This is a genomic window from Burkholderia sp. GbtcB21, assembly GCF_019091065.1.
Classification (GTDB): domain Bacteria; phylum Pseudomonadota; class Gammaproteobacteria; order Burkholderiales; family Burkholderiaceae; genus Burkholderia; species Burkholderia pyrrocinia_C.
In genome coordinates, this window is the sequence record NZ_JAGXKA010000002.1 from 677,595 (window position 1) to 699,752 (window position 22,158).

Sequence of the window (22,158 nt, forward strand, 5' to 3'; positions counted from 1 at the left end):
TGGCCTCTTCCGTCTCATTAGCGTCATTTCTGCATCAACGGCCGTGCGGTCAGTCGAGTGCCTTGTCGTTCGGGTTCGCGTACAGCTTCTTCATCGATTCGGACAGCGGGAAGTTCAGGTTCAGCCCCTTCGGCGGGATCGGGTTCTCGAACCACTTCGCGTAGATCTTCGCGGCTTCGCCCGACTTCTCGACTTGCGAGATCGCGTCGTCGACGACCTTCTTGAAGTCAGCATCGCCCTTGCGCATCATGCAGCCGTACGCTTCTTCCGATTGCGGCGTGCCGACGATCACCCACTCGCCCGGCTGCTTCGCCTTCGCGCGCTCGCCCGCGAGCAGCGCGTCATCCATCATGAACGCGACCGCGCGGCCCGATTCCAGCGTGTTGAACGAGTCGCCGTGATCCTTCGCGCTGATGATGTTCATGCCGAGCTGCTTGTCGTTGTTCATCTTGCGCAGCAGGCGCTCCGACGTCGTGCCGGCGGTGGTCACGACCGTCTTGCCCTTCAGGTCCGCGAAATCCTTGACGCCCGAATCCTTCTTCGTCATCAGGCGCGTGCCGATCACGAAGATCGTGTCGGAGAACGCAGCTTGCTGCTGACGCTCGGTGTTGTTGGTCGTCGAGCCGCACTCGATATCGACCGTGCCGTTCTGCACCAGCGGAATGCGGTTCTGCGACGTGACCGGGATGTTCTTCACCTGCAGGTTCGGCAGGTTCAGCTTCTTCTTCACCGCGTCGACCACCTTCAGCTGGAATTCGCGCGAATAGCCGACGACCTGCTGGCTCTGGTCGTAGTAGGAGAAGGGGATCGACGATTCGCGGTGGCCCAGCGCGATTACGCCCGTGTCCTTGATCTTCTTCAGCGTGCCCGTCTCCTGAGCATGCGCGCCGCTTGCGAACGCGCAGAGCGCCGCGACCATCAGGACTGCCTTGTGGTATTTCATTTTGGTCATCTCCTTGGCTAAAACCCGCGCCAGTGTATCAAAGTAATATTTTTGAAAGTACTGGTTGTTTACCGAACTACGAATCGCGCTGTCCGGCGCCTTCCTCCCGGCTCCGGGCACCCTTTGCGCGCCCCAATGCGCGCGCGGGCGGCACCGGATTCGGCACCGCCCGCGAGGGTTCATGCACGCAACCGGTTGGATTGCGTCATGGCTAGATCATAGTCAATGATCAGGGGTAGAGGCCGCGCATTTCGCGCGCCATCAGGATGCGCGTGCACGCAACGATGAACGCCGCCGTACGCACCGTCACCTTGTGCTCTTCCGCGACCGCCCACACGCCGGCGAACGCTTCGCGCATCACGCGCTCGAGACGATGGTTGATCTCGTCTTCCGTCCAGAAGAAGCTCGAGAAATCCTGCACCCACTCGAAGTACGACACGGTCACGCCGCCCGCGTTCGCGATCACGTCCGGGATCACGAGCACGCCGTTCGCGCTCAGGATGTCGTCCGCCGCCGTCGTCGTCGGGCCGTTCGCGCCTTCGACGACGATCTTCGTGCGGATCTTCGCCGCGTTCTTCTCGGTGATCTGGTTTTCCAGTGCCGCCGGGATCAGGATGTCGGTCTCGACCGTCCAGAACTCGTCGTTCGGCATCGGCTCCGCGCCTTCGAAGCCCGCGACGCCGCCCGTGCGTGCGACGTGGTCGAGCAGCTTGTTCGAATCGAGGCCGGCCGGCCGGTAGATCGTGCCGGTGTGATCCTGCACCGCGATCACCTTCGCGCCCGCTTCCTGGAACAGCTTCGCCGCAATGCCGCCGACGTTGCCGAAGCCCTGCACCGCGATGCGCGCGCCTTCGATCTCGAGGCCCTTCTTCTTCGCCGCTTCGCAGCCGACGACGAACACGCCGCGGCCCGTCGCTTCCTTGCGGCCGAGCGAACCGCCGAGCGCGATCGGCTTGCCGGTCACGACGCCGGTCGACGTCTGGCCCTGGTTCATCGAGAAGGTGTCCATCATCCACGCCATCACCTGTTCGTTGGTGTTGACGTCCGGCGCCGGAATGTCGGTGTTCGGGCCGATGATGATGCCGATTTCGCTGGTGTAGCGGCGCGTCACGCGCTCGAGCTCACCGCGCGACAGCTTGCGCGGGTCGACGCGGATGCCGCCCTTCGCACCGCCGTACGGCACGTTCACGGCCGCGTTCTTCACCGACATCCATGCGGACAGCGCCATCACTTCCGACAGCGTCACGTCCTGGTGGTAGCGCACGCCGCCCTTGCCCGGGCCGCGCGACACGTTGTGCTGCACGCGATAGCCCTCGAAGTGCGCGACGGTACCGTTGTCGAGCTCGATGGGCACATCGACGATCAGGATGCGCTTCGGGCGCTTCAGCGTTTCGAGCCAGCGCGACAGCGAGCCGAGGTACGGCGCGACGCGATCGACTTGCTGAAGATAGTTGCCCCACGGGCCGAGATCGTCGGCGTGCAGGTAGGACGGGATGGACTGCAATTGCGAAGACATGGATGCTCCAACGGTCAACAGGTGCGCACATTGTCGAAAAACCCGTTTTTTTTATCCAATGCCGTTTGCTTATTCGATTATGCGTTTCTTGCATGATCGCGATTTTTCGCAAATCTGCGGTCGATTTGCGCAAGAACGCACGCGATCGGCCGCGCATCGCGTCCGCGAACAATCGCGTTGCCCGCGCGCGGGCCGGCCGCCGGACAGCCGTCCGACAGGCGCGGCAAGCTCGCCGTCAGCCGGTCGCGGTCGATCGTGCGCAGTCGCCGATGGCTAGCCAGTTGCTAACCGGCGGTCTCGCGCAGTTCGTCGCGCACGACCTCCCACAGCGCGCGCACGAGCTTCTGCCGCGGATCGTCGCCCTGCAGCGCGAGCTTGTCGCAATAGAGCCGGATCTCCATCGTCAGCGTAAACGGATGCGCGCCGCCGCGCGCCGCACGGTCGAGCCGGATCAGCCGGCCGCCCGCGACCGAGTCCTCGACCGCGCTGTGCGGCAGGAACGCGACGCCGTGCCCCGCGAGCGCCATCGCCTTCAGCCCTTCGGCCATGTCGGTTTCGTAGACGCGATCGAGGAACAGCCGCGTCGGCGCGTTCGCGATGATGACTTCCGTCATCCGGCCGAGATACGCGTTCGGCGTATACGACAGGTACGGCACGCGCGCGTCGGCCGTGCCGGGCAGCGTATAGCGCGGCCGGCCCGCGCGGCCGGGCGCCGAGAACGGGCTGATCGGCTCGCTGCCGAGGATCAGCATGTCGTAGCGCGCCGGATCGAGCGCGACCGGGTGGCTCGGGTGGTGGTAGCCCATCACGAGATCACAGCCGCCCTCGACCAGCGACAGCACGGCGTCGTGCACGTTCAGCGCGCGCAGCCGCGTGTGGACCTGGCCCATCTTCGCCTCGATCCGCTGCAGCCAGCGCGGGAAATAGGTGAGCGACAGCGTGTGCGGCACCGCGAACTCGATCGTCGGCACCGGCGCGCCGACGTGGCCGCGCAGGAGCGTGCGCGCCTCGTGCGCCTGCGACAGCATCGTCAGCGCCTGCTCGTAGAAGATCTGCCCGGCCTGCGTGAGCCGCGTCGGATAGACCGAACGGTCGATCAGTTCGGTCGCGAGCCACGCTTCGAGCGCCTGGATGCGCCGCGAAAACGCCGGCTGCGACACGTGCCGCAGTTCGGCGGACCGGCTAAAGCTGCGCGTTTCCGCGAGCGAAACGAAGTCTTCGAGCCATTTCAGTTCCATGCAGGCGGGCGCGGCGGGCGGCGGTCGGGAAGAAGCCTGCATTCTACCGGCGGGCGGGCCCGGCCGGCGGCGTCGCCGGGCAGCCCGGCGAGCCGGCGCTGGCGCCTGCCGGCAGGCCGCGTGTGCGCCGCCCGGGCGCCGGGCGCGTGCGGATCCCCCGCTGCGGCCTCGGCCGGACCGGTTCGGCCGGGACCGCCCCGCGCCAATGGTAAAATGCCGGATTCTTCTCCCCCCTCGTCCGCACCGGCCCCAAGGCCACGCCCGATCATGTCCGACACTCGTCCCGATACGCTTTTCGCCCTCACCGCGCTCTCGCCCATCGACGGCCGCTACGCCAGCAAGACCGAAGCGCTGCGCGACTGGCTCTCCGAAGCCGCCTTCATGCGCCACCGCGTCACCGTCGAGGTGCACTGGCTGATCGCGCTGTCGCGCGCCGGCTTCGCGGAAGTCCCGCGCTTCTCCGACGCATCCGAACAGTTCCTGCTGCAGCTCGCCGAGCGCTTCACCGCGCACGACGCCGCGCGCATCAAGGAAATCGAGCGCGTGACGAACCACGACGTGAAGGCCGTCGAATACTGGCTGAAGGAATCGGTGAAGGGCCAGGCCGAACTCGAGAAGGCAAGCGAATTCATCCACTTCGCGTGCACGTCCGAGGACATCAACAACACGTCGCACGGGATGATGCTCGCCGGCGCGCGCGAACACGTGATCGTGCCGGCGCTGCGCACGGTCTACCAGCGCCTCGTCGCGCTCGCGCACGCGCATGCCGAACAGCCGATGCTGTCGCGCACGCACGGCCAGCCGGCCAGCCCGACGACGCTCGGCAAGGAACTCGCGAACGTCGCCGCGCGTCTCGCACGTGCGATCGCCCGCATCGAGAAGGTCGAGATCCTCGGCAAGATGAACGGCGCGGTCGGCAACTTCAACGCGCACCTGTCCGCGTATCCGGAATTCGACTGGGAAGCGTTCTCGCGCGACGTGATCGAAAACCGCCTGAAGCTCACGTTCAACCCGTACACGATCCAGATCGAGCCGCACGACTACATGGCCGAGCTGTTCGACGCGGTCGCGCGCGCGAACACGATCCTGCTCGACCTCGACCGCGACGTGTGGGGCTACATCTCGGTCGGCTACTTCAAGCAGAAGACGAAGGCCGGCGAGATCGGCTCGTCGACGATGCCGCACAAGGTCAACCCGATCGACTTCGAGAACTCGGAAGGCAACCTCGGCCTCGCTAACGCGACGCTGCGCCACCTCGCCGACAAGCTGCCGGTATCGCGCTGGCAGCGCGACCTGACCGACTCGACGGTGCTGCGCAACATGGGCGTCGCGCTCGGCTACTCGCTGCTCGCATACGACTCGCTGATCCGCGGCCTCGACAAGCTCGAAGTGAACCCGCAGCGCCTGAACGAAGATCTCGACAACTGCTGGGAAGTGCTCGCCGAGCCGGTGCAGACGGTGATGCGCCGCTACGGCATCGAGAACCCGTACGAGCAGCTGAAGGAACTGACGCGCGGCAAGGGCATCACGCGCGAAGCGCTGCAGCAGTTCGTCGGCACGCTCGCGATCCCGCAGGACGCGAAGGACCGCCTGCTCGCGATGACGCCCGCGTCGTACATCGGCAAGGCCGTCGAACTCGCGAAGCGGATCGCGTAAGCACCGCCGTCGCAGGACGAACAAAAGCCCGATGCGAACAATCGCATCGGGCTTTTTCCTTTCAGGCGCTCAGAACGAAATCATCCGGCCCGGGTTGAGCGCGCTCATCACGCTCATCGCCGCCTTCGCGGCCGGGATCGCGATCGGCGACAACTGCCGGCCGAGCGGAATCTCGCGATGGTCGATGCCGGTCAGCATCGAGAAATCGTCGTTGCGGCCGACGAAATCGTCGCAGATCGCCTTGCCGATCCGCACCGTCTGCGCAACGCCGTGGCCGCTCCAGCCCTGCACCATGTACATCGGCACGCGGCCGTCGGTCTTGCGGCTGTCGGTGGCGCCGTTCAGCGTGAAGTCGCTGACGCCGCTCCAGCAGTAGTCGAGCGCGAAACTGCCGTCGGACTGCGGAAACACCGTGTTCAACCGCGTCAGCAGATACGCGTTGACGTCGGGTTGTGCCCAGCAGGACCCGGTGCCCTGCCCGCCGAACAGCAGCCGGTTGCCGCGCACCGGCCGGTAGTAGTCGATCTGGAACTGCGTGTCGTACACGGGCATGCCGGCCGGCATCAGCGTCGCGACATCGACATCGAGCGGCGCCGTCACGCTCACGTACGTGAAGAACGGCACGGTCGTCGTGCTGCCGCCGTCGAGCAGCCGGAACGTCGTGTTGTGCAGCGCGAGCACGACGCCCTTGCGCGCGGTGATCGTGCCGCCCGGCGTCGTCGCGACGACGCCTGCCGGCGTTTCGTCGAGCTCGAGCACCTCGGTGCCCTCGAACAGCGCGCCGCCGTTCAGCCGGAAGCCGTGCACGAGGCCGCGCACCAGCGCGAGCGGATGGATCTGGCCGCCGATCGCGTCGATCGCCGCGCCGTGGTACAGCCCCGAGCGCACGTATTCGTCGTGCAGTTGATGGCGGCCGACGAGCGTCACGCCCGCGTCGCCGAGATGGCGGCGCGCATCCGCGCCGTCGAGCAGCGCGCTCATGTGGCCGGGGTGGACCGCCGCCGTGACGTGGCCGCGCTTGCGGTCGAGATCGAGCGCGTAACGCGCGCCGATCGCATCGATCAGGTCCATCGATTCGGTCGACGCGAAGCGCCACAGCCGCTTCGCGTCGTCGTGCGACAGGTGGTCGATCATGTCGGCCGCTTCCCAGCGCGCGAGGCCGGGCGTCAACTGCCCGCCGTTGCGGCCCGATGCGGCCGAGCCGACGTGATGCTTGTCGACGAGGATCGTGTCGACGCCCGCTTCCGCGAGATGCAGCGCGGCCGATGCGCCGAGCAGGCCCGCGCCGATCACGAGCACGTCGCACACGGCGTCGTGCGCGAGCGGCGCACTGTTCGCGGGGCGCGACAGCGACGCCTCGTACCAGTTGGCCGGGCGCTCGCCGTCATAGCGGGCCGGGTTGCACCAGTTCCAGTTGTCTTTCTCGATGTTCAGTTGCGTTTGCTCGAAACGCGATTCGCCCTGGATCAGGGGTTGGTGATTGGAAGTCATGATTGCACTTGCATGGTCTTGGGCCGCCTGACGATGAGCCGTTCTGGCTTCGCGGGTGGGGCAGCCGGTTCCACTTGGGTGTCAACGAGATAAAGGGCGCGATGGCCCGTGTTGACGGCGGACACGCTCGTGCCGCCTGGGTCCCGGACCGTGCGAAAGCACGCATTGAAAAGTACCGGGACACCCAATTTCTACACCGCAGAAATAATTCTACAATGTAGAATAAGTTTTCGTCAAGTTTACGACCGGCCCCGCTCCGGCTGCCAGCCCGCATCGATGAAAGACAAACCCGCCCAGGGCCCGCGCGGCCTCGACAAGGACGCGATCGTCGCGGCCGCGCTCGCGCTGCTCGAAGACGTCGGCGAAGCCGCGTTCAGCGTCCGCAAGCTCGCGCAGTCGGTCGGCTGCGACCCGATGAGCGTGCTGTATCACTTCAAGTCGAAGGACGGCCTGAGCCGCGCGATCGCGAACGCGCTGTCGCGCTCGCTCGTGCCGGTCGACGATGCTCAGCCGTGGCGCGAGCGGCTGCGCGATCTCGCGCGCCAGTACCGCGCGCTCGCGCTGCGCCACCCGGCCGCGTTCGCGCTGCTGCAGCGTCACATGAGCACGGGGCCCGCCGATCTCGCGCACATCGAGGCCGTGCACCGCGCGCTCGCCGACGCCGGCATCCCGCGCACGGCGCTGCCGTCGGTGTGCGTCGGCTGGTATGCGAGCGTGATCGGGCTTGCCGCCGCCGAGGCCGGCGGTCTCACGCGGCCCGCGAACGACGTGGAGCTGGAGGAAATGAACGCGCTGTCGGACACCGAGCATCCGCTCGTCAGGTCGGCCGCCCCGCTCTATGCGCAGCTCGATCCGGAGATCGTGCACGACACGATGCTCGACGTGTTGCTCGACGGCATCGCGAAGCGCGCGCACGCGGCCTGACCGGCTGGCGCGCCGCCAATGAAAAAGGCGCCCCGAAGGGCGCCTTTTTCATCACGATTGCCGCGAACCGCGCTCAGTGCTGCTGCGCGAGGCCGATCTTCACCATCACCTGATCGACGATCTGTTCGGGCGTCAGCTCGATGCTGACCACGATCGCTTCGTCCGGGCCCGGCTCCTCGAGCGTGTCGAGCTGGCTCTTCAGCAGCGACGGATCGAAGAAATGGCCGGTGCGGGTTTTCAGGCGCTCGCGCAATACGTCGAACGAACCCTGCAGGTACACGAACCGCACGTCGGTGTCGGTGCCGCGCAGCACGTCGCGGTACGAACGCTTCAGCGACGAGCACGTGAACACGGCCGTCTCGCCCGCGCGCTGCTTTTCCTCGATGGCCTCGCGGATCGAGCGCAGCCACGGCCAGCGGTCGTCGTCGGTGAGCGGAATGCCGTTGTGCATCTTTTCCTTGTTCGCCGCGCTGTGAAACGCGTCGCCGTCGGTATAGCTGCACGACAGGCGTTCCGCCAGCATTTCGCCGATTCGCGACTTGCCCGCGCCCGACACGCCCATTGCGATCAGAATCATTGACTACCCCTTGTTACAAAACCATGCTCAGCAGCAGCGTGAAGCTCAGGCCAAGCACCGAGATGATCGTTTCGAGCAGCGTCCAGGTCTTGAACGTCTGGCCGACCGTCATCCCGAAATATTCCTTGATCAGCCAGAAGCCGCCGTCGTTCACGTGCGAGAAGATCAGCGAGCCCGAGCCCGTCGCGAGCACCAGCAGTTCCGGACGGACCGCCGCGCCCGATGCCGCCGCGATCGGTGCGACGATGCCGCAGGCCGTCGTCATCGCGACCGTTGCCGAGCCCGTGGCCAGACGAATCAGCGCGGCGACGAACCAGCCGAGCAGCAGCGGCGACAGGTGCGCCTGCGTGGCGGTTGCGACGATCTGCTGCGAGATCCCGCTATCACGCAGGATACCGCCAAAGCCGCCGCCCGCGCCGACGATCAGCGTGATCCCGGCGATCGGTGCCAGGCACTCGCCGCAGAACTTCTGGATCTGGTCGCGGTTGAAGCCCTGCAGCTTGCCGAACGTGAAGAAGCTCACGAGCACGGCGATCAGCAGCGCGACGTCCGAGTTGCCGGCAAAGCGCAGCAGGTTGTTCGGCAGCGTCTTCGGCGCGAACAGCAGATCGGCCCAGCTGCCGACCAGCATCAGGATTACCGGCAGCAGGATCGTGAACAGCGTGATGCCGAAGCCCGGCAGTTCGCGCTTCTTGCCTTCGGTGTGCGTGTCGACGAATTGCGCGGCGAGCGGGTTGTTCTCCGGCAGCTTCACGAACTTCGAGATCGTCAGCGCGAACAGCGGGCCCGCGACGATCGCGGTCGGCACGCCGACGATCAGGCCGAATGCGATCGTCTTGCCGATATCGGCGCCGTACTGCTGGACCGCGAGCAGCGCGGCCGGGTGCGGCGGGATCAGCCCGTGCACGACCGACAGGCCGGCCACCATCGGCAGGCCGACGACGAGCAGCGACTTGCCGGTGCGCTTCGCGACGTTGAACGCGATCGGGATCAGCAGCACGAAGCCGACTTCGAAGAACACCGGCAGGCCGACGATGATCGCGACGAACATCATCGCCCAGTGGATGTTCTTTTCACCGAACCAGTCGATCAGCGTGGTCGCGATCCGTTCGGCGCCGCCCGATTCGGCCATCATCTTGCCGAGCATCGTGCCGAGGCCGACGACGATCGCGATGTGGCCGAGCGTATTGCCGTTGCCCGTCTCGAACGACTTGACGATCTTGTCCATCGGCATCCCGACCACCAGGCCGAGGCCGAGCGACACGATGATGAGCACCAGGAACGGATAGATCTTGAACCGCGCGATCATCACGATCAACGCCACGATCGCGATCACGGTATAGATGAGCAGCATGCTGCCTTGGACAGCCCCCATGTGGACTCCTCCTTGGGATTATTCGAACCGGGCGGATCGTTGCGAGTATGCCCGGCTATGCAGGTCTCCGAAACAGCGGGGAGACCCCCACCGTCAGGACGCTGAATTTTACTTATCTTTACGGTTCGCGGATAGAACCGGTTCCATCAGCAAAAACCCTCGGTAAAACAAGCACTAAGCGCTTGCTTTCCGAGGGTCAAACCGTCATTCCGTACAAGTCTTAACGGGGCAGCTGGCTCGCAGCTTGCGCGAGGCGCGTGACTTCGGCCCAGTCCTGCGCGGCGAGCGCCGCCTTCGGCGTGAGCCACGAGCCGCCGACGCACACGACGTTCGGCAGCTTCAGGAAATTCGGCGCGGTGTCGACCGTGATGCCGCCCGTCGGGCAGAACTTCAGCGCCGGGAACGGGCCGTGGAACGCCTGCAGCATCGGCACGCCGCCCGCCTGCTGCGCGGGGAAGAACTTCACGATCTCGTAGCCGAATTCGAGCGCCTGGATGATGTCGCTCGGCGTCATCACACCCGGCAGCAGCGGCAGGCCCGCGTCGAGCGACGCGAGGTGCAGGTCCTTCGTCAGGCCCGGCGACACGCCGAACTTCGCGCCGGCCTTCTTCGCCTGCGCGCAGTGCTCGGGCTTCGTGATCGTGCCGACGCCGACGACGATGTCGTCCGCGAGCTGGCTCGCGCGCTGGATCGCCTCCAGGCCGGCCGGCGTGCGCAGCGTGATCTCGAGCACCTTCACGCCGCCCGCGTGCAACGCGCGCGACACGTGCTCGCCCTGCTCGACCGAGTCGAATGCGAGCACCGGAATGACCGGGCCCAGCTTCACGATTTCAGCAATCGTCTTCATCAAATTCGCTCCTTGAAATTCATGCGTCGACGCGGACGGCCGTTTCGCCGACCAGCGTCCCGAAAACCGATGCGCCCTGCTCGGCCGGCGCCGCGGCCGCGCGGAACACGCCGAACAGTTCGCGCCCGAAACCGACCTCGTTCTCGGCCTGGTGCTGCGGCTGCGCGACCGGGCGCGACTGCCACTCGGCGTCGTCGACCTCGATGTCGAGCACGCCGGCTTCCGCGTCGATCACGAGCGTGTCGCCCGTCTTCACCTTGCCGAGCGGACCGGCCAGCAGCGCTTCCGGCGACACGTGGATCACCGCCGGCACCTTGCCCGACGCGCCCGACATGCGGCCGTCGGTCACGAGCGCGACGTGGAAGCCCTGATCCTGCAGCACGCCGAGCAGCGGCGTCAAACGGTGCAGCTCGGGCATCCCGTTCGCGCGCGCGCCCTGGAAGCGCACGACCGCGACGAAATCGCGCTTCAGCTCGCCGCGATCGAACGCTTCCTGCACGGCCTCCTGCGAATCGAACACGATCGCGGGCGCCGTCACCTTGCGGTGCTCGGGCGCGACCGCCGAAATCTTGATCACGCCGCGGCCGAGCCGGCCCTGCATCAGGCGCAGGCCGCCGTCCGGCTGGAACGGATCGCGGATGCCGCGCAGCACCTTCGTGTCGTGGCTCTCGGCCGCGCCGTCGACCCACGTGAGCTTGCCGTCGATCAGCTTCGGCTCCTTCGTGTAGTGCGACAGCCCCTTGCCGGCAACTGTCGTCACGTCCTCGTGCAGCAGCCCGCCTTCGAGCAGGTTGCGCACCAGGAACGCGACGCCGCCCGCCGCGTGGAAGTGGTTCACGTCGGCCTTGCCGTTCGGGTAGATCTTCGCGAGCAGCGGCACGACGGCCGACAGTTCGTCGAAATCGTTCCAGTCGATCAGGATGCCGGCCGCGCGCGCGATCGCGACGAGGTGCAGCGTGTGGTTGGTCGAGCCGCCCGTCGCGAGCAGCGCGACGATCCCGTTGACGATCGCCTTCTCGTCGATCACATGGCCGATCGGCGTGTAGCGGCCGCGCTCGACGGTCAGGTCGAGCACGCGGCGCGCGGCCTCGGCCGTCAGCGCGGTGCGCAGCGGCGTGTGCGGATGGACGAACGCCGAACCCGGCAGATGCAGGCCCATCAGCTCCATCAGCATCTGGTTGCTGTTCGCGGTGCCGTAGAACGTGCAGGTGCCGTGGCCGTGATACGCGGCCGATTCGGCTTCGAGCAGCGCGTCGCGGCCGACCTGGCCGGTCGCGAACTGCTGGCGGATCTTCGCCTTGTCGTCGTTCGACAGGCCGCTCGTCATCGGGCCGGCCGGCACGAAGATGGTCGGCAGGTGGCCGAACTGCAGCGCGCCGATCAGGAGGCCCGGCACGATCTTGTCGCAGATGCCGAGGCAGAGCGCCGCGTCGAACATGTTGTGCGTGAGCGCGATCGCCGTGCCCATCGCGATCGCCTCGCGCGAGAACAGCGACAGCTCCATCCCCGGGTTGCCCTGCGTGACGCCGTCGCACATCGCCGGCACGCCGCCCGCGAACTGCGCGACCCCGCCGTTCTCGCGCGCGGCGGCCTTGATGATGTCGGGGAAATCCTTGTACGGCGCATGCGCGGACAGCATCTCGTTGTACGAGGACACGATGCCGATGTTCGGCTCGCGGATCGTCTTGATCGCGAACTTGTCGCTGCCCTCGAGGCCCGCGAAGCCGTGCGCGAGGTTCGCGCAGGACAGCGCGCCGCGCGCCGGGAACTTGCCCTGCGCGCCGTCGATGCGGTGCAGATAGGCGGAACGGGTCGATTGGCTGCGGGCGATCACGCGTTCGGTGACCTTCGCCAGAGTGGGGTGCAGCGACGTCATGCTGGGCGCTCCTGTATGCCGGCCGACACCGGCGGTTGGAATCGTGGGGACGGTCGAATGCATCGACCGAACGAAGCCAGTCTAGTAGAAAAACTACAAGCATGCAATGCAGATCGATTCGCGCGCAACCCTCATTCCCGCCACCAGTAAGGCTTTACCTAGTGAAAACCCTAATTACCCTCATCGCCATCGCGCCGGAGGCACTGCAATAACGCTAGTATTTTCTTGTAGATTTTCTACAATTCGATTGCGATACACTCGCTCATCCGAACCCGATTTCCAGCCACTGCCCCATGCTGCCTCGCATTGAAGCGATCCGCGCCGAACTGCGCCCGTCCGAGCGCAAGCTCGCCGACTACATCCTCGCCGCACCGCGCGAGGTGCTCGATCTCGCGATGACCGAGCTGTCGACGCGCGCGGGCGTCAGCCAGCCGACGATCGCGCGCTTCTGCCAGGCACTCGGCTGCAGCGGCTTTCGCGAATTCAAGATCCGGCTCGCGCAGAGCGTCGCGCCGGGCGTGTCGTCGGTGTATCGCGACGTCGAGCCCGACGAACCGGCGCCCGGCATCATCGGCAAGGTGTTCGACCGCACGATCGGCGCGCTGATCGAGGTGCGCAACAGCCTGTCCGCGGGCAGCGTCGCCGATGCGATCGCGCTGCTGTCGAACGCGTCGCGCATCGAGTTCTACGGCGCCGGCGGCTCGGGCATCGCCGCGCAGGACATCCAGCACAAGTTCTTCCGGCTCGGCGTGCCGAGCGTCGCGTATTCGGATCCGCACACGTTCTCGATGTCGTCGGCGCTGCTCGGGCCGCACGACGTCGTCGTCGCGATCTCGAACACCGGCCGCACGCGCGACATCGTCGACGCCGCGCGCTCCGCGCTCGCGTGCGGCGCGAAAGTCGTCGCGATCACGCAGAGCCATTCGCCGCTCGCGAAGCTCGCGACGGTGAGCCTCGCGTCGAACGTCGCCGAGGAAACCGACGTGTTCTCGCCGATGACGTCGCGGATGTCGCATCTCGCGATCGGCGACATCCTCGCGGTCGGCGTCGCGCTGTCGCGCGGCCCCGCGCTGATGGAACGGGTCGGCCGCGCGAAGGAAGCGATCACGCGCCGGCGGATCGACGACGGCACGAAGGATTGAACAGAATCACACGGAACCCGTGCGTAAACGAACAACGGCGCCCCGAAGGGCGCCGTTGCGCATGAATCGATGCCGGCAGCCTCGCCGGCCGCACCGCTCAAAACGGCTTGATCACGACCAGCGCGACCGCCGCGAGCATGCCGAGCACCGGCAGCTCGTTGAACACGCGGTACCACTTGTCGGTGCGGCGGTTCTCGCCGCGCTCGAACACCCGCAGCAGGTGCCCGCAATACGCGTGATAGACGACGAGCAGCAGCACGACCGTCACCTTCGCATGGATCCAGCCCTGCCCCTGGCCGATGCCGATCGCGAGCCAGAGCCACAGCCCGCAGGCCAGCGCCGGCACCGCGATCATCGTCATGAAGCGGAACAGCTTGCGCGCCATCAGCAGCAGGCGTCGCACCGCGGCCGGATCGGTTTCCATGGCCAGGTTCACGTAGATGCGCGGCAGGTAGAACAGCCCCGCGAACCACGCGGCGATCAGAACGATATGGAACGTCTTGACCCAGAGCATTGCCATCGGTTGTGCGCCTCGCTTTACTGGCGGCCTTCGCCGTGCCCGAGCACGACGTACTTCAGCGACGTCAGCCCTTCCAGGCCGACGGGGCCGCGTGCGTGCAGCTTGTCGTTCGAGATGCCGATTTCCGCGCCGAGGCCGAATTCGAAGCCGTCCGCGAAGCGCGTCGACGCGTTGACCATCACGCTCGCCGAATCGACCTCGCGCAGGAAACGCATCGCGCGGTCGTGATCCTCGGTGACGATCGCATCGGTGTGATGCGAGCCGTATTGGTTGATGTGCTCGATCGCGGCGTCGAGGCCGTCGACGACCTTGATCGCGAGCACCGGCGCGAGATATTCGGTATGCCAGTCTTCCTCGGTCGCATCGACGAGCGGGCCGACGCCCGCGTCGGCGAGCACCGCGCGCGCGGCCGCGTCGACGCGCAGCTCGACCTGCTTGTCGCGGTACAGCCTGCCGAGCGGCGGCAGCAGCTTCGCCGCGATGCCGCTCGCGACGAGCAAGGTCTCCATCGTGTTGCAGGTGCCGTAGCGGTGCGTCTTCGCGTTGTCGCAGACGGTCAGTGCCTTGTCGAGGTCGGCGCGATCGTCGACGTACACGTGGCAGATGCCGTCGAGGTGCTTGATCATCGGCACGCGTGCCTCGTTGATCAGGCGCTCGATCAGGCTCTTGCCGCCGCGCGGCACGATCACGTCGACGTATTCGGTCATCGTGATCAGCTTGCCGACCGCCGCGCGATCGGCCGTCGCGACGACCTGCACCGCGTCCTGCGGCAGGCCGGCCGCCGCGAGCCCTTCGCCGATCAGCTTCGCGAGCGCCGTGTTCGACTCGAGCGCTTCGGAACCGCCGCGCAGGATCGTCGCGTTGCCCGACTTCAGGCACAGCGCGGCCGCGTCGATCGTCACGTTCGGGCGCGACTCGTAGATGATGCCGATCACGCCGAGCGGCACGCGCATCTGGCCGACCTGGATCCCGCTCGGGCGGTACTTGAGGTTGCCGATCTCGCCGATCGGATCGGCCAGCGACGCAACCTGGCGCAGGCCTTCGACCATCGTCGTCAGCGCCTTGTCGGACAGCGTCAGGCGGTCGACGAACGCCGCATCGAGCCCCTTTTCACGGGCGCGGGCGACGTCGCGTGCATTCGCGTCCTTCAGCGCCTGCGCGTCGCGTTCGATCGCGCGGGCCACGGCGTCGAGCGCCGCGTTCTTCGCGGCCGTGCTGGCGCGCGCCATCGCGCGGGAAGCGTGCCGGGCGCGACGGCCCAGGTCGGTCATGTACTGATCGATATCCATCGTGTGACTCGAGAAGCAAGCCGCGTTGGGCGGCATGAATTCGTGGGGAAGCGAGGGGCGGCTATCCGCGGGTGGGCCATCCGTATGGTGCGGCGGCCGAAAGGCCGCGCCGGGGATGGCCGCCCCGGCTTTCGAAGCATTGTAAGCGGGTTGTGCAGCGCGCGCTGAAGGCCCGAACGGGGCTTAACGCCGCACGCGACCCGCGGTCGGCGGTCGCTCGCCGCGTGCGCCCGCAACCGTCATCGCGAGCTGGAACAGCCCGTCCCACGGATCGGGCGGCGGTTGGTCCTGCGTGCGGCGGCCCGGCACGACGGCCGTGAGCCCCTTGACCTGCCGGTCGAGCTGCGCGGCGAACGCGAGCGCCTTCTCGAGCACGGGTTCCGACACGCGGTTCAGCGCGGGGCCGATCAGCCGTTCGCGCGGACCCCACACGCGGTTCTCGCGCAGCAGCGTCGCCAGCGGCTTGCCGGCCGTCGCGCCGCGCTTGATCCGCAGCAGCGTGCGCAGTTCCTCGACGACGGCCCACATCACGAGCACGATCGCCTCACCCTCGCCCTTCAGCCCGTCGATCATCCGCGCGAGCCGCGCGGCGTCGCCGGCGAGCATCGCTTCGTTCAGCTTGAACACGTCGTAGCGCGCGACGTTCAGCACCGCATCGTGCACCTGCTCGAACGACAGCGCGCCCTGCGGATACAGCAGCCCGAGCTTCTGGATTTCCTGGTGCGCGGCGAGCAGGTTGCCCTCGACGCGCTCCGCGATGAACTGCAGCGCGCGCCGCCCGTCGTCGCCGGCCGCGACGCGCTGGCCCTGCATCGACAGACGCTGGCCGATCCAGTTCGGCAGCTGCGCGCGGTCGACCGGATCGATCTTCAGCGCGACGCCGCCGTTCTGCAGCGCGGTAAACCACGCGGATTTCTGCGTGGCCGCATCGAGACGCGGCAGCGTGACGAGCAACAGCGCATCGGGATTGGCGGTGGCCGCGAGCGTCTTCAGCGCGTCGGCGCCTTCCTTGCCGGGCTTGCCCGACGGAATGCGCAGCTCGATCAGTTGGCGCTCGCCGAACAGCGACATCGCCTGGGTCGCGCCGAGCAGCACGCTCCAGTCGAAGCCGCGCTCGACCGTATGCACCGAACGCTCGGTGAAGCCGGCCGCGCGCGCGGCCGCACGAATGCGGTCGCATGCTTCCTGCGCGAGCAGCGGCTCGTCGCCGTAGACGGTATAGAGCCCGGCCAACCCCTTCGCGAGGTGCGGCTCCAGCGCATCAAGTCGCAATTGCATCGGTGCGTGCGCCGTCGATCAGAGCGGCGGCGGCGGCAGCGGCGCGCGCGGCGCGACGCCCGGCACCACGTCCTCCGGCGCCGGCGTCAGCGAGTGGACGATCGCGAGACGCCGCATCAACTGGTCGACCGCATCGTTCTGCATGTCGCCGTACAGGATGTCGGCTTCCTGCGCCTTCGCGTTCGTGTACTGGTCGCTGTACGTCATCGCGCGGTTCAGCGCGATCGCGCTCGGCGGGATCAGCACGGTGCCGTCCTTGCTCGTCAGCGTGTAGTTCAGCGTATAGAACAGCGCGTATTCCTGCGCCGAACCGTACTTGTTGAGCGTCAGCGTGTTCTGGCCACGCGACTCCCACATGCGCAGCACGGCGTCGGCGTCGTCCGCCGACTTGACGATCTTCGTGTCGCTGCCGGCCTCGACGAGGCGCGTCAGCCGCGCCTCGACGGGCGCCGGCGCGCCGGCCACCAGCAGGTGCTTGAACGCATAGTCCTGCTGGCCCCGCAACTGGAAGCCGCATGCCGACAGCGCGACCGCGCTGCCGACGAGCATCAAAAACGATCTGCGGATCACCTTCGCTCCTTCTGGGTACGTCCGACGGCCGGCGGCCGTCAGACGACGATGTTCACGAGGCGGCCCGGCACGACGACGATCTTCTTCGCCGGCTTGCCGTCGCTGAACTTCGCGAATGCGTCGTCGGCCACCGCCGCGGCTTCGATCGCCTCGCGGCTTGCGTCCTTCGCGACCTTCAGCGCGCCGCGCACCTTGCCGTTCACCTGCAGCACGAGTTCGATCTCGGCCTGCTCGAGCGCGGCCTCGTCGACCTTCGGCCACGGTGCGTCGAGCAGCGGGCCGAATTCGTCCGCGTAGCCGAGCGCCTTCCACAGCTCGAACGTGACGTGCGGCACGACCGGGTACAGCACGCGCAGCAGCACGCCGTACGTTTCGCGCAGCACGCCGGGCGTCGCGCCCTTCGCGCCGTCGACCGCGTTCAGCATCTTCATCGCGGCCGATACGACCGTGTTGTACTGCAGGCGCTGGTAGTCGAAATCGGCCTGCTTCAACACGCTGTAGATCTCGCGGCGCAGCGCCTTGTCGGCTTCGCCGAGCGCGGCCGCGTCGAAGCCCGCGCGCGCGGCGAGCGCTTCGCGGTTTGCGTAACCGAAGCTCCACACGCGGCGCAGGAAGCGGCTCGCGCCCTCGACGCCGGCGCCCGACCACTCCAGTTGCTGCTCGGGCGGTGCGGCGAACATCGTGAACAGGCGCGCGGTATCGGCGCCGTACAGGTCGATCAGCACCTGCGGATCGACGCCGTTGTTCTTCGACTTCGACATCTTCTCAATGCCGCCGAGCACGACCGGCTGGCCGTCCGTGTTCAGCGTCGCGCCGACCGGGCGGCCCTTGTCGTCGTGCGTGACCGTCACGTCCGCCGGGTTGTACCAGGTCTTCTTGCCCGATGCGTCTTCGCGGTAGAACGTCTCGTTCAGCACCATCCCCTGCGTGAGCAGGTTCTTCGCCGGCTCGCCGAACTTCACGAGGCCGAGGTCGCGCATCACCTTGGTCCAGAAGCGCGAATACAGCAGGTGCAGGATCGCGTGCTCGATGCCGCCGATGTATTGATCCATCGGCATCCAGTAGTCGGTGCGCGCGTCGACCATCGTCTCGGCGTCCGGCGCCGTGTAGCGCGAGAAGTACCACGACGAATCGACGAAGGTATCCATCGTGTCGGTTTCGCGCTTCGCGGCCGCGCCGCACTTCGGGCACGTGCAGTTCAGGAACGCTTCCGACTTCGCGAGCGGGTTGCCCGAGCCGTCCGGCACGAGGTCTTCCGGCAGCACGACAGGCAGATCCTTCTCCGGCACCGGCACGTCGCCGCACGACGGGCAGTGGATGATCGGGATCGGCGTGCCCCAGTAGCGCTGGCGCGATACGCCCCAGTCGCGCAGGCGCCACGTGACCTGCTTGTCGCCGAAGCCGCCGGCCTTCAGGTCGGCCGCGATCGCGTCGACCGCCGCGCCGTATGCGAGGCCGTCGTACTTGCCGCTGTTCACGCAGGCCGCGACTTCCTTGTCGCCGTACCACTCCTGCCACGCGTCGAGCGAGTACGTCTGGCCTTCGGCCGCGATCACCTGCTTGATCGGCAGGTCGTATTTCTTCGCGAACGCGAAGTCGCGCTCGTCGTGCGCGGGCACGCCCATCACCGCGCCTTCGCCATAGCTCATCAGCACGTAGTTGCCGATCCACACCTCGACGGGCTCGCCCGTCAGCGGATGCGTGACCGAGAAGCCCGTCGCGACGCCCTTCTTCTCCATCGTCGCGACGTCGGCCTCGGCGACGCCGCCGCGCTTGCATTCGTCGATGAACGCCAGCAGCTCGGGCTTGTCCTGTGCGAGGCGCGTGGCGAGCGGATGCTCCGCCGCGACCGCGCAGAACGTGACGCCCATGATCGTGTCGGCGCGCGTCGTGAACACGCGCAGCAGCTTCTTCTCGCCGTCGAGTTCGTACGGGAAGCCGAAGTTCACGCCAAAGCTCTTGCCGATCCAGTTCTGCTGCATGATCTTCACGCGCTCGGGCCAGCCGAGGCCGTCGAGATCGTTCAGCAGCTCATCCGCGTACTGCGTGATCCGCAGGTAGTACATCGGGATCTCGCGCTTTTCGACGAGCGCGCCCGAACGCCAGCCGCGGCCGTCGATCACCTGCTCGTTCGCGAGCACGGTCTGGTCGACCGGGTCCCAGTTCACGGTGCCCGTCTTCTTGTACGCGATGCCCTTCTCGAGCATCTTCAGGAACAACCACTGGTTCCACTTGTAGTAGTCGGGCTTGCACGTCGCGATCTCGCGCGACCAGTCGATCGCGAGGCCCATCGACTGCATCTGGCCCTTCATGTAGTCGATGTTGTCGTAGGTCCACTTCGCGGGCGGCACGCCGTTCGCCATCGCGGCGTTCTCGGCCGGCATCCCGAACGCATCCCAGCCCATCGGCATCAGCGTGTTGTAGCCGTTCATCCGCAGATAGCGGTACATCACGTCGTTGATCGTGTAGTTGCGCACGTGACCCATGTGCAGCTTGCCGGACGGGTACGGCAGCATCGACACGCAGTAGAACTTCGGCTTCTGCGAATCTTCCTTCGTCTTGTAGGCATCGGCTGCGCGCCAGTCGCCCTGGGCGGCGGCTTCGACGTCGGCGGGTACGTATCTCTCGTGCATGGTGTGGTTCGGACTAGGCTTTAAGCGGCGCGCAGCGACAGCTCGCGCGCTGGAGTGGATCGAAAGTCGTGCTTGCCCGGCGGACCTGCAGGTTCGCTGTTGCCGGACCTGTTCACGGTTTCCGGGTATTTTCCGGGTAACCCGCAGCATGCCCGGGTAGCCTGGAAAATTCCGGGTTACCTGAAAAAGCCTGCCAACCGGGAAAAACGATGATTATACCGCCCGCGCCGGCCCATTCGGCCGGTCTCGCGGCGGTCGGCCGATCCCGCGGCGGGCGCGGACCGGCCGGAAGATCCGCTCAGCGGTTCGCCTGCACCGCAGACGGCACGACGGAACCGCCCGCCTGCGGCGGCACGTCGGTCACGAAGCCGATCCGCACGAGGCCCGCGGCCTGCGCGGCGCCCATCACCTGCGCGATCACGTCGTAGCGCGTCGCGCGCGACGCACGCAGCCGCAGCTCGGGCGGCGCGCCGCCCGCGGCGGCGGCCCGGAAGCGCGCGGGCAGCGCGTCAAGCGCAACCGGCGCGTCGTCCCAGTACAGCTTGCCCGCGTCGTCGATCGACAGCGTGACGGATTGCGGCGTGTCGCGCGCGACGCTGGCCGCGACCTTCGGCAGGTCGAGCCGGATCGCATGCGTCATCAGCGGCGCGGTAATGATGAAGATGACGAGCAGCACGAGCATCACGTCGATCAGCGGCGTCATGTTGATCTCCGCCATCGGCGCGGAGGTCTTGTGGTGCTCGAGTCCGCCGAATGCCATGGTTGCTCCTCCCGGATGGGCGCGTCAGGATTCCTGCGCGCACACGAACACGTGCAGGTCGCGCGCGAAGCCGTCGAGCTCCTCGGCGAGCTGCCGCACGAGCCGCCCGAGGATGTTGTAGGCCAGCACGGCCGGAATCGCGACGACGAGCCCGAACGCGGTCATGATCAGCGCCTCGCCGACCGGCCCCGCGACGTTCTCGATCTGCGCCTGCCCGCTCGCGGCAATGCTGCCGAGCGCGTGGTAGATGCCCCACACGGTGCCGAGCAGCCCGACGAACGGCGCGGTGCTGCCGATCGACGCGAGCAGCACCTGGCCGAATTCGAGACGCCGCTGCGAGCGCAGCATCGCGTGGCGCAACGCGCGCAGCACGCGCTCACTGCGCTCGACGCGTGCGGCCAGCGTGGCCGGATCGTGATCGTCGGCCGCGTCGCGCGCGGCTTCGGCGAGCGGCGCGAATACGCGCTCGCGATCGGCGCCGGCGAGCGCGGCGATGCCCGCGTCGAGCGACGGCGCACGCCAGAACGCGGCGAGCGCGCGCGGCCCCTGCCGCTTCGCGCGGACCAGCAGCCAGGCTTTCATGAAGAGGAAGCACCAGCTGGCGACGGACATCGCCAGCAGCACATAGGCAACGGCGTGCGTGATCGCATCGCCGCTTTCGAGGTAGTGGACAACGCCGGTGGGAATCGCCATCGGAGTTTCCCCGTTGGGTGTCAGCGCAGGCCGAGCACGTCCTGCATGTCGAACAGGCCGGCGCCGCGCGCCGACAGGAAGCGGACCGCGCGCAGCGCGCCCTGCGCGTACGACACGCGGCTCGACGACTTGTGCGTGATCTCGATGCGCTCGCCGATCCCGGCGAACAGCACGGTGTGATCGCCGACGATGTCGCCGCCGCGCACCGCGGCAAAGCCGATCGACGACGGATCGCGTTCGCCCGTCACGCCGTGGCGGCCGTACACCGCGCAATCGTCGAGCGAGCGCCCGAGCGCGCCGGCGACGGCTTCGCCCATCATCAGCGCGGTGCCCGACGGCGCATCGACCTTGTGGCGGTGGTGCGCCTCGATGATCTCGATGTCGTAGCCGTGCGAGAAATGCTTGGCCGCGAATTCGAGCAGCTTCAGCGTGACGTTCACGCCGACGCTCATGTTCGCCGCGAACACGATGCCGATCTTGCCCGCGGCGGCCTGCAGCTCGGCCTTCTGCTCGGCGGTGAAGCCGGTCGTGCCGATCACGAGCTTCACGTCGTGGCGCAGCGCGGCCTCGACGTGTGCGATCGTACCTTCCGGGCGCGTGAAATCGATCAGGTAGTCGGCCTGCACGAACACGGCGTCGAGGTCGTCGGTCAGCTTGATCCCGGTTTCCTTGCCGAGGAACGCGCCGGCGTCCTGGCCGAGGAACGGCGAATCGGCGCGGTCGAGCGCGCCGACGAGCTGTGCGTCGGGATCGTTGAGAACGGCTTCGATCAGCATCCGGCCCATTCGGCCCGATGCGCCGGCAATCGCAATCTTCATGGCTTTCTACAC

The 22,158-nt window shown here is 67.2% G+C and carries 19 protein-coding genes; 3 read left to right on the plus strand and 16 right to left on the minus strand.

The window, feature by feature from the left end; translation table 11 throughout:
- Positions 1–49 precede the first annotated feature (49 nt).
- The 3 genes from KVT39_RS07430 to KVT39_RS07440 form a co-directional block, all read right to left on the minus strand.
- Positions 50–943, minus strand: a complete 894-nt coding sequence (locus KVT39_RS07430; protein WP_034183407.1) for a glutamate/aspartate ABC transporter substrate-binding protein — start codon at positions 941–943, stop codon at positions 50–52.
- A gap of 229 nt (positions 944–1,172) precedes the next feature.
- Positions 1,173–2,459, minus strand: coding sequence for a Glu/Leu/Phe/Val dehydrogenase (locus KVT39_RS07435; RefSeq protein WP_034182728.1), 1,287 nt, complete (start codon positions 2,457–2,459; stop codon positions 1,173–1,175).
- Between the two features lie 284 nt (positions 2,460–2,743).
- On the minus strand, positions 2,744–3,697 hold the full coding sequence (locus tag KVT39_RS07440) for a LysR substrate-binding domain-containing protein (protein WP_034182727.1): 954 nt from the start codon (positions 3,695–3,697) through the stop codon (positions 2,744–2,746).
- A 267-nt stretch (positions 3,698–3,964) separates the two neighbouring features.
- Here KVT39_RS07440 and purB point away from each other — a divergent pair, with 267 nt between their 5' ends.
- Complete coding sequence (purB, locus tag KVT39_RS07445; protein WP_047899802.1) at positions 3,965–5,353, plus strand: adenylosuccinate lyase; 1,389 nt, start codon at positions 3,965–3,967, stop codon at positions 5,351–5,353.
- A 69-nt stretch (positions 5,354–5,422) separates the two neighbouring features.
- Here purB and KVT39_RS07450 read toward each other — a convergent pair whose 3' ends face one another.
- Complete coding sequence (locus KVT39_RS07450) at positions 5,423–6,844, minus strand: FAD-binding oxidoreductase (protein WP_105389847.1); 1,422 nt, start codon at positions 6,842–6,844, stop codon at positions 5,423–5,425.
- A gap of 276 nt (positions 6,845–7,120) precedes the next feature.
- Here KVT39_RS07450 and KVT39_RS07455 point away from each other — a divergent pair, with 276 nt between their 5' ends.
- Positions 7,121–7,768 (plus strand): TetR/AcrR family transcriptional regulator, encoded by a 648-nt coding sequence (locus KVT39_RS07455; protein ID WP_034182724.1) that lies wholly within the window; start codon positions 7,121–7,123, stop codon positions 7,766–7,768.
- Between the two features lie 73 nt (positions 7,769–7,841).
- Here the strand turns inward: KVT39_RS07455 and KVT39_RS07460 are convergent, their stop codons facing one another.
- From KVT39_RS07460 to edd, 4 genes are all read right to left on the minus strand, one after another.
- Positions 7,842–8,345 (minus strand): gluconokinase, encoded by a 504-nt coding sequence (locus KVT39_RS07460; RefSeq protein ID WP_034182723.1) that lies wholly within the window; start codon positions 8,343–8,345, stop codon positions 7,842–7,844.
- Between the two features lie 13 nt (positions 8,346–8,358).
- Positions 8,359–9,720, minus strand: coding sequence for a GntP family permease (locus KVT39_RS07465; RefSeq protein ID WP_059687156.1), 1,362 nt, complete (start codon positions 9,718–9,720; stop codon positions 8,359–8,361).
- Between the two features lie 220 nt (positions 9,721–9,940).
- On the minus strand, positions 9,941–10,567 hold the full coding sequence (eda, locus tag KVT39_RS07470; RefSeq protein ID WP_034182721.1) for a bifunctional 4-hydroxy-2-oxoglutarate aldolase/2-dehydro-3-deoxy-phosphogluconate aldolase: 627 nt from the start codon (positions 10,565–10,567) through the stop codon (positions 9,941–9,943).
- Between the two features lie 19 nt (positions 10,568–10,586).
- On the minus strand, positions 10,587–12,443 hold the full coding sequence (edd, locus tag KVT39_RS07475; protein WP_131947996.1) for a phosphogluconate dehydratase: 1,857 nt from the start codon (positions 12,441–12,443) through the stop codon (positions 10,587–10,589).
- Positions 12,444–12,736: 293 nt separating this feature from the next.
- Here edd and KVT39_RS07480 point away from each other — a divergent pair, with 293 nt between their 5' ends.
- On the plus strand, positions 12,737–13,585 hold the full coding sequence (locus tag KVT39_RS07480) for a MurR/RpiR family transcriptional regulator (protein ID WP_027783542.1): 849 nt from the start codon (positions 12,737–12,739) through the stop codon (positions 13,583–13,585).
- Between the two features lie 97 nt (positions 13,586–13,682).
- Here the strand turns inward: KVT39_RS07480 and KVT39_RS07485 are convergent, their stop codons facing one another.
- The 8 genes from KVT39_RS07485 to dapB form a co-directional block, all read right to left on the minus strand.
- Complete coding sequence (locus KVT39_RS07485; RefSeq protein WP_105389850.1) at positions 13,683–14,105, minus strand: CopD family protein; 423 nt, start codon at positions 14,103–14,105, stop codon at positions 13,683–13,685.
- 17 nt (positions 14,106–14,122) lie between these two features.
- Positions 14,123–15,394 (minus strand): glutamate-5-semialdehyde dehydrogenase, encoded by a 1,272-nt coding sequence (locus tag KVT39_RS07490; protein ID WP_034182719.1) that lies wholly within the window; start codon positions 15,392–15,394, stop codon positions 14,123–14,125.
- A gap of 183 nt (positions 15,395–15,577) precedes the next feature.
- Positions 15,578–16,672: a DNA polymerase III subunit delta gene (holA, locus tag KVT39_RS07495; RefSeq protein ID WP_217588293.1), complete on the minus strand. Its 1,095-nt coding sequence runs from the start codon at positions 16,670–16,672 to the stop codon at positions 15,578–15,580.
- Between the two features lie 18 nt (positions 16,673–16,690).
- Positions 16,691–17,242, minus strand: coding sequence for an LPS assembly lipoprotein LptE (gene lptE, locus KVT39_RS07500; protein ID WP_034182717.1), 552 nt, complete (start codon positions 17,240–17,242; stop codon positions 16,691–16,693).
- A gap of 38 nt (positions 17,243–17,280) precedes the next feature.
- A complete protein-coding gene (gene leuS / locus KVT39_RS07505) occupies positions 17,281–19,875 on the minus strand; it encodes a leucine--tRNA ligase (RefSeq protein ID WP_034182716.1) in 2,595 nt (864 codons plus the stop codon).
- Positions 19,876–20,173: 298 nt separating this feature from the next.
- On the minus strand, positions 20,174–20,635 hold the full coding sequence (locus tag KVT39_RS07510; protein WP_175750237.1) for a biopolymer transporter ExbD: 462 nt from the start codon (positions 20,633–20,635) through the stop codon (positions 20,174–20,176).
- A 24-nt stretch (positions 20,636–20,659) separates the two neighbouring features.
- Entirely contained in the window at positions 20,660–21,328 is a 669-nt protein-coding gene (locus tag KVT39_RS07515; RefSeq protein ID WP_034182714.1) for a MotA/TolQ/ExbB proton channel family protein, read from the minus strand.
- Between the two features lie 20 nt (positions 21,329–21,348).
- Positions 21,349–22,146 (minus strand): 4-hydroxy-tetrahydrodipicolinate reductase, encoded by a 798-nt coding sequence (dapB, locus tag KVT39_RS07520; RefSeq protein ID WP_175750238.1) that lies wholly within the window; start codon positions 22,144–22,146, stop codon positions 21,349–21,351.
- Positions 22,147–22,158 lie beyond the last annotated feature (12 nt).

Bases quoted from the DNA above. Each gene is read 5' to 3' on its own strand.
- KVT39_RS07515 (WP_034182714.1), bottom strand. From the start codon at position 21,328: ATGGCGATTCCCACCGGCGTTGTCCACTACCTCGAAAGCGGCGATGCG.
- KVT39_RS07435 (WP_034182728.1), bottom strand. From the start codon at position 2,459: ATGTCTTCGCAATTGCAGTCCATCCCGTCCTACCTGCACGCCGACGAT.
- KVT39_RS07465 (WP_059687156.1), bottom strand. From the start codon at position 9,720: ATGGGGGCTGTCCAAGGCAGCATGCTGCTCATCTATACCGTGATCGCG.
- dapB (WP_175750238.1), bottom strand. From the start codon at position 22,146: ATGAAGATTGCGATTGCCGGCGCATCGGGCCGAATGGGCCGGATGCTG.
- KVT39_RS07490 (WP_034182719.1), bottom strand. From the start codon at position 15,394: ATGGATATCGATCAGTACATGACCGACCTGGGCCGTCGCGCCCGGCAC.
- holA (WP_217588293.1), bottom strand. From the start codon at position 16,672: ATGCAATTGCGACTTGATGCGCTGGAGCCGCACCTCGCGAAGGGGTTG.
- KVT39_RS07440 (WP_034182727.1), bottom strand. From the start codon at position 3,697: ATGGAACTGAAATGGCTCGAAGACTTCGTTTCGCTCGCGGAAACGCGC.
- KVT39_RS07430 (WP_034183407.1), bottom strand. From the start codon at position 943: ATGAAATACCACAAGGCAGTCCTGATGGTCGCGGCGCTCTGCGCGTTC.
- purB (WP_047899802.1), top strand. From the start codon at position 3,965: ATGTCCGACACTCGTCCCGATACGCTTTTCGCCCTCACCGCGCTCTCG.
- edd (WP_131947996.1), bottom strand. From the start codon at position 12,443: ATGACGTCGCTGCACCCCACTCTGGCGAAGGTCACCGAACGCGTGATC.
- KVT39_RS07485 (WP_105389850.1), bottom strand. From the start codon at position 14,105: ATGGCAATGCTCTGGGTCAAGACGTTCCATATCGTTCTGATCGCCGCG.
- KVT39_RS07510 (WP_175750237.1), bottom strand. From the start codon at position 20,635: ATGGCATTCGGCGGACTCGAGCACCACAAGACCTCCGCGCCGATGGCG.
- leuS (WP_034182716.1), bottom strand. From the start codon at position 19,875: ATGCACGAGAGATACGTACCCGCCGACGTCGAAGCCGCCGCCCAGGGC.
- KVT39_RS07460 (WP_034182723.1), bottom strand. From the start codon at position 8,345: ATGATTCTGATCGCAATGGGCGTGTCGGGCGCGGGCAAGTCGCGAATC.
- eda (WP_034182721.1), bottom strand. From the start codon at position 10,567: ATGAAGACGATTGCTGAAATCGTGAAGCTGGGCCCGGTCATTCCGGTG.
- KVT39_RS07450 (WP_105389847.1), bottom strand. From the start codon at position 6,844: ATGACTTCCAATCACCAACCCCTGATCCAGGGCGAATCGCGTTTCGAG.
- KVT39_RS07480 (WP_027783542.1), top strand. From the start codon at position 12,737: ATGCTGCCTCGCATTGAAGCGATCCGCGCCGAACTGCGCCCGTCCGAG.
- KVT39_RS07455 (WP_034182724.1), top strand. From the start codon at position 7,121: ATGAAAGACAAACCCGCCCAGGGCCCGCGCGGCCTCGACAAGGACGCG.